This is a genomic window from Streptomyces sp. NPDC055078, from assembly GCF_053607985.1.
Map to the genome: position 1 here is coordinate 1 of NZ_JBSGUP010000410.1, position 7365 is coordinate 7365.

General features: G+C 71.5%; 8 protein-coding genes. All 8 read left to right on the plus strand.

Translation table 11 applies throughout. From position 1 onward, the window contains the following. Nucleotides 1-223: hypothetical protein (locus tag ACWF94_RS27650; RefSeq protein WP_453494063.1), on the plus strand; the 223-nt coding region annotated here is incomplete at its 5' end. 176 nt (nt 224-399) lie between these two features. Continuing rightward, nucleotides 400-2058, plus strand: coding sequence for an acyl-CoA synthetase (locus ACWF94_RS27655; RefSeq protein ID WP_453494066.1), 1659 nt, complete (start codon nt 400-402; stop codon nt 2056-2058). Next, nucleotides 2055-2870: an alpha/beta fold hydrolase gene (locus tag ACWF94_RS27660; protein ID WP_453494069.1), complete on the plus strand. Its 816-nt coding sequence runs from the start codon at nt 2055-2057 to the stop codon at nt 2868-2870. Before ACWF94_RS27655 ends, ACWF94_RS27660 begins: the two co-directional genes overlap by 4 nt. A gap of 38 nt (nt 2871-2908) precedes the next feature. Continuing rightward, nucleotides 2909-3799 carry a 3-hydroxyacyl-CoA dehydrogenase family protein gene (locus tag ACWF94_RS27665; RefSeq protein ID WP_453494072.1) on the plus strand — a complete coding sequence of 297 codons (891 nt, stop codon included), beginning with the start codon at nt 2909-2911 and terminating at the stop codon, nt 3797-3799. Nucleotides 3800-3843: 44 nt separating this feature from the next. Continuing rightward, nucleotides 3844-4836, plus strand: a complete 993-nt coding sequence (locus tag ACWF94_RS27670; RefSeq protein ID WP_453494075.1) for an ABC transporter substrate-binding protein — start codon at nt 3844-3846, stop codon at nt 4834-4836. Nucleotides 4837-5040: 204 nt separating this feature from the next. Continuing rightward, on the plus strand, nt 5041-5865 hold the full coding sequence (locus ACWF94_RS27675) for a PaaX domain-containing protein, C- domain protein (protein ID WP_453494078.1): 825 nt from the start codon (nt 5041-5043) through the stop codon (nt 5863-5865). A 186-nt stretch (nt 5866-6051) separates the two neighbouring features. Then, nucleotides 6052-6576: a gamma carbonic anhydrase family protein gene (locus tag ACWF94_RS27680; RefSeq protein ID WP_453494081.1), complete on the plus strand. Its 525-nt coding sequence runs from the start codon at nt 6052-6054 to the stop codon at nt 6574-6576. Nucleotides 6577-6776: 200 nt separating this feature from the next. Continuing rightward, on the plus strand, nt 6777-7365 hold a 589-nt coding region (locus ACWF94_RS27685), incomplete at its 3' end, for a TetR/AcrR family transcriptional regulator (RefSeq protein WP_453494084.1).

The window sequence follows — 7365 nt, forward strand, 5'->3', positions numbered from 1 at the left end:
GGCCGGCTGGTGGTCCTCCTTCGAGGGCACCGCCGTGGTTACCCTCGACGAGCTGGGCCCGGACCGTGAACTGGTGTCCCGCTGGCTGGACCGCCGTGGCGCGGACATCGCCGTCGTACGGCCCGACCGGTGCGTTCTCGCCGCCGGACCCGATCTGGCGGCCGTCACCGCGGAGATGCGCAGGGTGTTCGAGCCGCACGCGCTCGCCTCCGGACCGCATTGACCGCTTCCGGCCGGGCCGTACGGAGCCGTACCGGAACCGTACGGGAGCCATACCGGAGCCGTACCGGGCCGGTGAAAGACACAGCGGACCACGGCCGGCCGGAGGAGAACCCGCTCCAGTAACCCGAAGGATTCAGAACGATTGGAGGGAAGCACCCTGTGGGAGACAACCACCCCGTGGGCACGAGCATCCCGGATCACTACCTCGTCCCGCCCGAGCTCCAGCCGGTGTACACCGACCTTCCCGGGGCGCCCGTCGGAGAGTACGCCAACGCCGGGGTCGAGCTGTCCGACCGCCAGGTGGCGGCGGGACTCGGCGCCGCCACGGCGCTGATCCACCACGAGACCGGACGCCGGTGGACCTACACCGAGCTGTCCAGGGAGAGCAGCCGGCTCGCGGGCGCGCTGGTCGGCCTCGGACTGCGGCTCGGCGACCGGGTCGCGATCCGGTCGCCGAACCGCCCCGAGGCCCTGGTCGCGGCCATCGCGATCTGGAAGGCGGGCGGTGCCGTCGTCCCCACACCCGTTCAGGCCAAGGGCGCCGAGCTGAGGTACTTCCTGGACGACGCCGAGGCGCGCTTCCTCATCGCGTACGCCGACGACCCCGAGCCGGAACACCTGGCGGCGGCGGTCGACGGCGGCGGTGTCGAGCGGGTCGTGGTCTACGGACCCGGCGAGGAGTCCTCCCCGTACACCAGTTGGGCGAGGCTGGTGGAGTCGGCACCCGCGGACTTCACCGTACCGCCGCGCTCCGGGGACCATGTCGCCCTCGTCTGGCACACCGGCGGTACCACGGGGCAGCCGAAGGGCTGTTACCACACACACCGCCGGTTTCTGCTCGCCGGCCATGCCACCGGGCGGGCCACCGGGGTGCGGCCGGGCGAGGTGTGGGCCGCCGCCGCCCCCGTCGGGCACGCTCTCGGGTTCATCTTCCACACCAACTTCACCCTGCTGCACGGCGCGACCGCCGTCCTCATCGAACGCTTCGCGGACCCGGAGGTGGTCGCCGAGGCCATCGGGCGCCACCGGGTGGGCACGTACACGGCCGTGGCCATCGCCTGGTCGGGACTGGCGTCCGCGCTCGAACGGAACCCGTCCCTCGATGTGTCGTCGCTGCACCGCGCCTACGCCATGTGGCAGACCTCCGGGCCCTCGCCCGTACGCGACCAGTGGCGCGAGCGCGGCCTCGAACTGATGAACAACTTCGGCAGTACCGCGTTCGCGGGCTGGGCCCTCGCCGCCCGCGAGGGTGAGGACTTCGAGCCGGCCTCACTGGGCCGGGCGTCCCCCGGGTACACGGCACTCGCCGTGGAGCCGGACCCCGGGCCTGGTGTCCGGCAGGTCGCCGACGGGACGGTCGGCAGGCTCGCCGTGCGCGGTCCGAGCGGGCTCACCTACTGGCGGCGCCCCGAACTGCAGCGGCGGGACGTGGTGGAGGGCTGGACGCTCGCCGACGATCTGATCCGCTATGAGCCCTCGGGCAACGCGACCTATCTGGGCCGTACCGACTTCATGATCAGCACCGCGGGTTACAAGGTGGTGCCCGCGGAGGTCGAGGCAGCCCTCGGCAGCCACCCCGGGGTCCGGGAGGTGTGTGTCGTCGGCGCCCCCGACCCGGAGCGGCAGGAGATCGTCGCCGCCTATGTCGTCCCGGCGCCCGGATACCCGCCCTCACCGGTGCTGGCGCGTGAGCTGCAGAACCATGTCAAAGGGGCGATCTCGCCCTACAAGTATCCCCGGCGGATCGAGTTCGTGGCGGCCCTGCCCCGCGACCACGTCGGGAAGCTCCGGACCGGGACGGTGCAGGAGTGGGCGAGAAAGGGACTTCCCTCATGACGGGTTCGTACGGAGCGGAGCCCCGGGACCTGCGGTCGCGGTCGCGGCGCGGACTGAGCTACCAGCGCCGGGGCGAGGGCCCCGTGGTGCTGTTCGTGCACGGCTGGTGCCTGGACCGGCGCATGTGGATGTACCAGGAGGCGGCGCTCGCGGACTCCTTCACGGTGGTCGGCGTCGATCTCGCGGGCTTCGGCGAATCCGCAGGGCTTGCGGGCCCCTACTCGCTGGACCGGCACGCCGCCGATCTCGCCGACCTGCTGTCGGAGCTGGCGGAGCTGTCGGCCCCGGCGGTCACGGTGGTCGGATTCGCCTACGGAGCCGCCGTGGCGATGGAACTCGCGACCGCGCATCCGGGGCGGGCCGGCGGACTCGTGCTGATCGGCGTGCCGAGCGCGGCGACGGCGCCGTACGGGAAGATGCCGAGGGCCATGCTGCGGGACTGGCCGGACTTCGCCGCCAAGTCCGCGCGGGCCATCTGCGCCGATGACGTGTCCGACGCCACGGTGGCCTGGCTGGGCCGTATGTTCGCCGGGACACCGCTGCCGGTGGCGCTGGAGGCGGTGGGACAACTGGCCGGGTGGGAGCCCCTGTCCATGGCAGCCCCCATCACGGCGCCGACCCTGGTGGTCCACGGTGCCGAGGACCGGGTGGTGCCCCCCGAAGTCGGGGCGGCACTCGCCGGAGCCATGCCGGACGCCACCCTCGCCACCGTCCAGGGCGCCGCCCATCTCGTACCGGTCGACGCGAGCGAGCGGCTCAACCGGCTGATCGCCGACTTCGCCGGGCGCGGGCCTGCCCGGGAGACGTCATGACACCGGCTCGGCGGCCCGCCCCCGCAGGGGCACCACGGGTGCCTGCTCCCGGTGGCCGGACGGCGCGGCAGCAGGCCCCCGCGGTGGCACTGCCGTCCGAGACCGCCGTCGTCGGCGGCGGCCGGATGGGCTCGGGCATCGCCCACGCCCTGCTGCTCGCGGGCAGCGCCGTGACACTGGTCGAGACCGACGCCGAAGCCGCCGCGGCGGCACGGGGAAGGGTGGCCCGCGCGGTGGCGCGCAGTGCCGAGCGGGGCACCCTCGACGCGCCCGCCGACCGGGTACTGGCACGGCTGGTGACGACCACGTCGATCGACGGCACCGCGTCCGCCGGACTCGTGGTCGAGGCCGTCTCCGAATCACCCGCCCTGAAGACGAAGGTGCTCGCGGCCATCGCCCGCGCGGTCGATGCGTCGGCGGTCATCGCCACCAACACCAGCAGCCTGCCCATCGGCGAACTGTCCCTCGCCGCACCCCCCGCCGGCCGGTTCATCGGGCTCCACTTCTTCAATCCGGTCCCCGCCAGCAGCCTGGTCGAGGTCGTCACCACGGACGCCACGGCACCCGATGTCACCGCGAGGGCGGTCGGCTGGGTCCTGACGATGGACAAGACACCCGTGGTGGTCCGGGACTCACCCGGCTTCGCCACCAGCAGACTCGGAGTGGCGCTGGGCCTTGAGGCGATCCGTATGGTCGAGGAGGGTGTCGCACCCGCCGAGGACATCGACACCGCCATGGTCCTCGGATACCGCCATCCCGTCGGCCCGCTGCGGCTGACCGATCTCGTCGGACTCGATGTCCGGCTCGGTATCGCCGAGCATCTGGCCAAGACCCTCGGCAGCCGTTTCGAACCGCCCGGGCTGCTGCGCGACCTCGTCGCCAGGGGGCAGCTCGGCCGGAAGAGCGGTCAGGGGTTCTACCCATGGTGACCGCCGCCCCCGACCCGACCACCACGAACCGGAAGAGGTGACCGATGGCCAGAATCCCGATGACGCTCGCCTGCTGGGACTACGACCGCACCAGCGCGCTCAGTGACGAGTCCGTGAAACCGGAGGGCATCGCCCTCACCTATCTGCCGCTGATGATGCCGGAGAGCGCGTTCCGCATGCTGCACTTCGGCGAGTTCGAGGCGTCGGAGATGTCCCTGTCCTGGTACACCAGGCTGGCCGGCCTTCAGGACCGGCCGTTCACCGCCATCCCCGTCTTTCCCTCCCGGATGTTCCGGCACTCCTGTATCTACGTGAACGCCGACAGCGGCATCGAGTCGCCCAGCGACCTGGTGGGCAAGCGCGTCGGCTGCCCCGAGTACCAGATGACGGCCGCGGTGTGGATCAAGGGCATGCTGGCCGACCACTACGGTGTCCCGGTGAACAGCGTCCGGTACGCCACCGGCGGACTGGAGCAGCCGGGCAGGCGCGAACAGCCGATGGACCTGCCGGCGGACATCGTGGTCGAGCCCATCGGCGACGACCGGACCCTGTCCGACATGCTCGAATCGGGGGAGATCGACGCGCTCTACACCGCGCACATGCCCTCCAGCTTCGCCCGGCGTTCGCCCAGGGTGCGGCGGCTGTTCGAGGACTACGTCCGGGTCGAGCAGGACTACTACCGTACGACGGGCATCTTCCCGATCATGCACACCGTGGTCGTCAGACAGGACGTGCTCCAGGCCCACCCCTGGGCCGCGCAGTCGCTCACCAAGGCGTTCGAGGAGTCCAAGCGGCGGGCGCTCGACGATCTGCGGGAGACCACGGCCCTCAAGTACAGCCTGCCCTGGCTGACCGCGGCGGCCGAGGAGGCGCGGGAGGTGCTCGGTGCCGACGACTACTGGCCCTACGGCATCGAGCGCAACCGGGAGACTCTGCGGACGTTCATCCGCTACTCCCATGAGCAGGGGCTGATCCCGTCGCGGATCGAACCCGAGGCGCTTTTCGCTCCCGGCACACTGGCATCGGCGAAGATCTGATAAAGAAGACGGACAAGACACAGCCAGGGCGGGCGCGGGCGCCCGGCGGTACGGCGCCGGCCCGCACCCCGCCCGCTGCCCGTACCTGACCGCGTACCGCCAGAGCAGAACCGAGACGGACCTGATGATGACAACCCCCACACCGCACTGCCCGCCCATGCCGGGTGTCCGGCCCCTGGGTGCACGGGCGGGTGGTCCTGCACGATGACCGGGACGACAGGAGGGGGCACGCCGAACGAGGTCTCCCAGTATCAGTTGATGTGGCGGGACTTGGGCCTGCGGCCGTTGAAGGCCCGTTCGATCATCGCGTCCGCGCTGCTGGGCAGTGATCCAGCAGGACTGACCAGCCGTCAGGTGGTGCGCTTCTGCGGCCTTTTCGGGGTTCCCGACACCACGGCCCGGGTCACGCTCTCCCGCATGGTCGCCGGGGGAGAGCTGATGATGAGCGACGGCCGGTACGCGCTGGCGGGCCGGCTGGCGGGGCGGCGGGTGCGGCAGTCGATGAGCCGGGTTCCGGAGATGCTGCCGTGGGACGGCACGTTCGAGCTGGAGATGGTGCGGCTGGACCGGCGGAACGCGGGGGACCGGGTGGCGCTGCGTTCGGCGATGCACAATCTGCGGCTGGGCGAGTACCGCGAGGGGCTGTGGATGCGGCCCAGGAACCTGGATCCGCTGCGGCTCGGTGACGACCGGGCGGTCGTCGGACGGCAGTGCGAGACGATGATCGCCTCCGGCAACCAGGACCCGGCCGATCTGGTGGGCCGGCTGTGGGACCTGCGGGCCTGGCAGCGACTGGCCGAGTCGCTGCGGGCGTCGATGGCGAGGACCCAGATCGACCTGGACGAGTGCGTCGTCGAGGCCCTGGCGCCCGGCTTCATGGTGGCCGCCGCGGTGACGCATCACTTCGCGGACGACCCCCTGCTGCCCGATGAACTGACACCCGCCCGCTGGTCGGCCCGGGTGCTGCGGGAGGAGTGGGAACGGTTCGACGCCTCCTGGCAGCGGCTGCTGCGGGAGTGGCTCGACTGACCGGGACCGCGCGTCCGGCCGAGGCGGCGTATGGGACCTGCGGTGACCGGAACGGGTCGCGACAAATATCGGTCAGGTATGTTCGAAACGTTAATGTCGAGGCCGCCCGCGGAACCGGGTACGCCACTCCGGCACGGCCGCATCCGCCTTCCGGCACCCGCCCGGGGGCGTTGAGGAGGACGCACCATGCCCGTCTACGCTCTCGGAGCCGATGAGCCGCAGATCCACCCGAGCGCCTTTGTCCACCCGGACGCCGTCGTCATCGGGCGGGTCGCCATCGGAGAGGACGCCACGATCTGGCCCGGCGCGGTACTGCGCGGTGATCACGGCGGACGTATCGAAGTGGGGGCACGGACCTCGATCCAGGACGGGACCGTCCTGCACACCACCCCGGACTGGCCGACCGTGATCGGCCCGGAGTGCGTGGTGGGCCACAACGCGCATCTGGAGGGCTGCACCGTGGAGCGCCGCTGTCTCATCGGCTCCGGATCGGTCACCCTCAACCGGGCCGTGGTGCGCACGGGCGCGGTGGTCGGCGCGGCGGCCCTGGTGCCCGAGGGGTTCGAGGTGCCGGCGGACACCATGGCGCTCGGCGTGCCCGTGACCCTGCGGGCACGCCGGATCGACCCGGCGTGGCTGGATTCCGCGATCCGCGGCTATGTCGAGGCGGGCGCGCACTATCGCACCGGGCTGCGCCGGATCGATCACTGACCGGACCGCTCACGAAGAGGTTCCTGTCCGGCGGGGTGGCGGCCCCGTCCTGTCGCCGGACGGCCGATCGTCGGCCACGGTCCTGCCTCCACCCTCCTCACCGGCGCGGGACCGGTCGGCTCGCATTGACGTCCGTATATACGAAACGTTAACGTTACGTATATCAATGTGGCGCTCAGGAGGAGTCGGAGGAGTCGACGGTGTCCGTGCGGCAACAGCGGCGCCGGGGGCGCCCCCTGGACGACGGGACCACCGCCGCCATCCTCGATGCCGCACTGGAGCTGTGGGGTGAGGTGGGCTATGCGGCGGTGACGGTGGACGCCGTCGCGGTCCGCGCCGGGGTCAGCAAGCCGACCGTCTACCGCCGCTGGCCGGCCAAGAGGGAAGTGCTGATCGCCGCGATCGATCGGTTCGTCGTTCCCGGGGATGTGCCCGATCTGGGTTCGTTCCGCGCCGAGGTCACCGCGTTTCTGCGCGACCGGGCGGAGCTGTACCGGCAGCCCGGGGTGCGGCGGACGATGGCGGGCATGGTCGCGGCCTGCGCCGACGACGAGGAGTTCCACGGCGAGGTCCGGACCTTCCTCGACCGCTTCCCCGCGGCGATGCGCGTGATCGTCCGGCGGGGCATCGCGCGTGGTGAGGTCCGTCCCGACGTCGACGTCGAACTGCTCACCGCGATGATCAACGGCTCCTTCTACTACCGCACCATCGTCGAACACAAGGAGGTCGACGAACACTCGGTCGCGTTCGTGACCGACACGATCGTGGCCGCGGTGACCTCCCCGGCCG

Excerpts from the sequence above, each read along its gene's own strand:
- ACWF94_RS27660 (WP_453494069.1), top strand. The coding sequence starts at position 2,055 with ATGACGGGTTCGTACGGAGCGGAGCCCCGGGACCTGCGGTCGCGGTCG.
- ACWF94_RS27670 (WP_453494075.1), top strand. The coding sequence starts at position 3,844 with ATGGCCAGAATCCCGATGACGCTCGCCTGCTGGGACTACGACCGCACC.
- ACWF94_RS27675 (WP_453494078.1), top strand. The coding sequence starts at position 5,041 with ATGACCGGGACGACAGGAGGGGGCACGCCGAACGAGGTCTCCCAGTAT.
- ACWF94_RS27680 (WP_453494081.1), top strand. The coding sequence starts at position 6,052 with ATGCCCGTCTACGCTCTCGGAGCCGATGAGCCGCAGATCCACCCGAGC.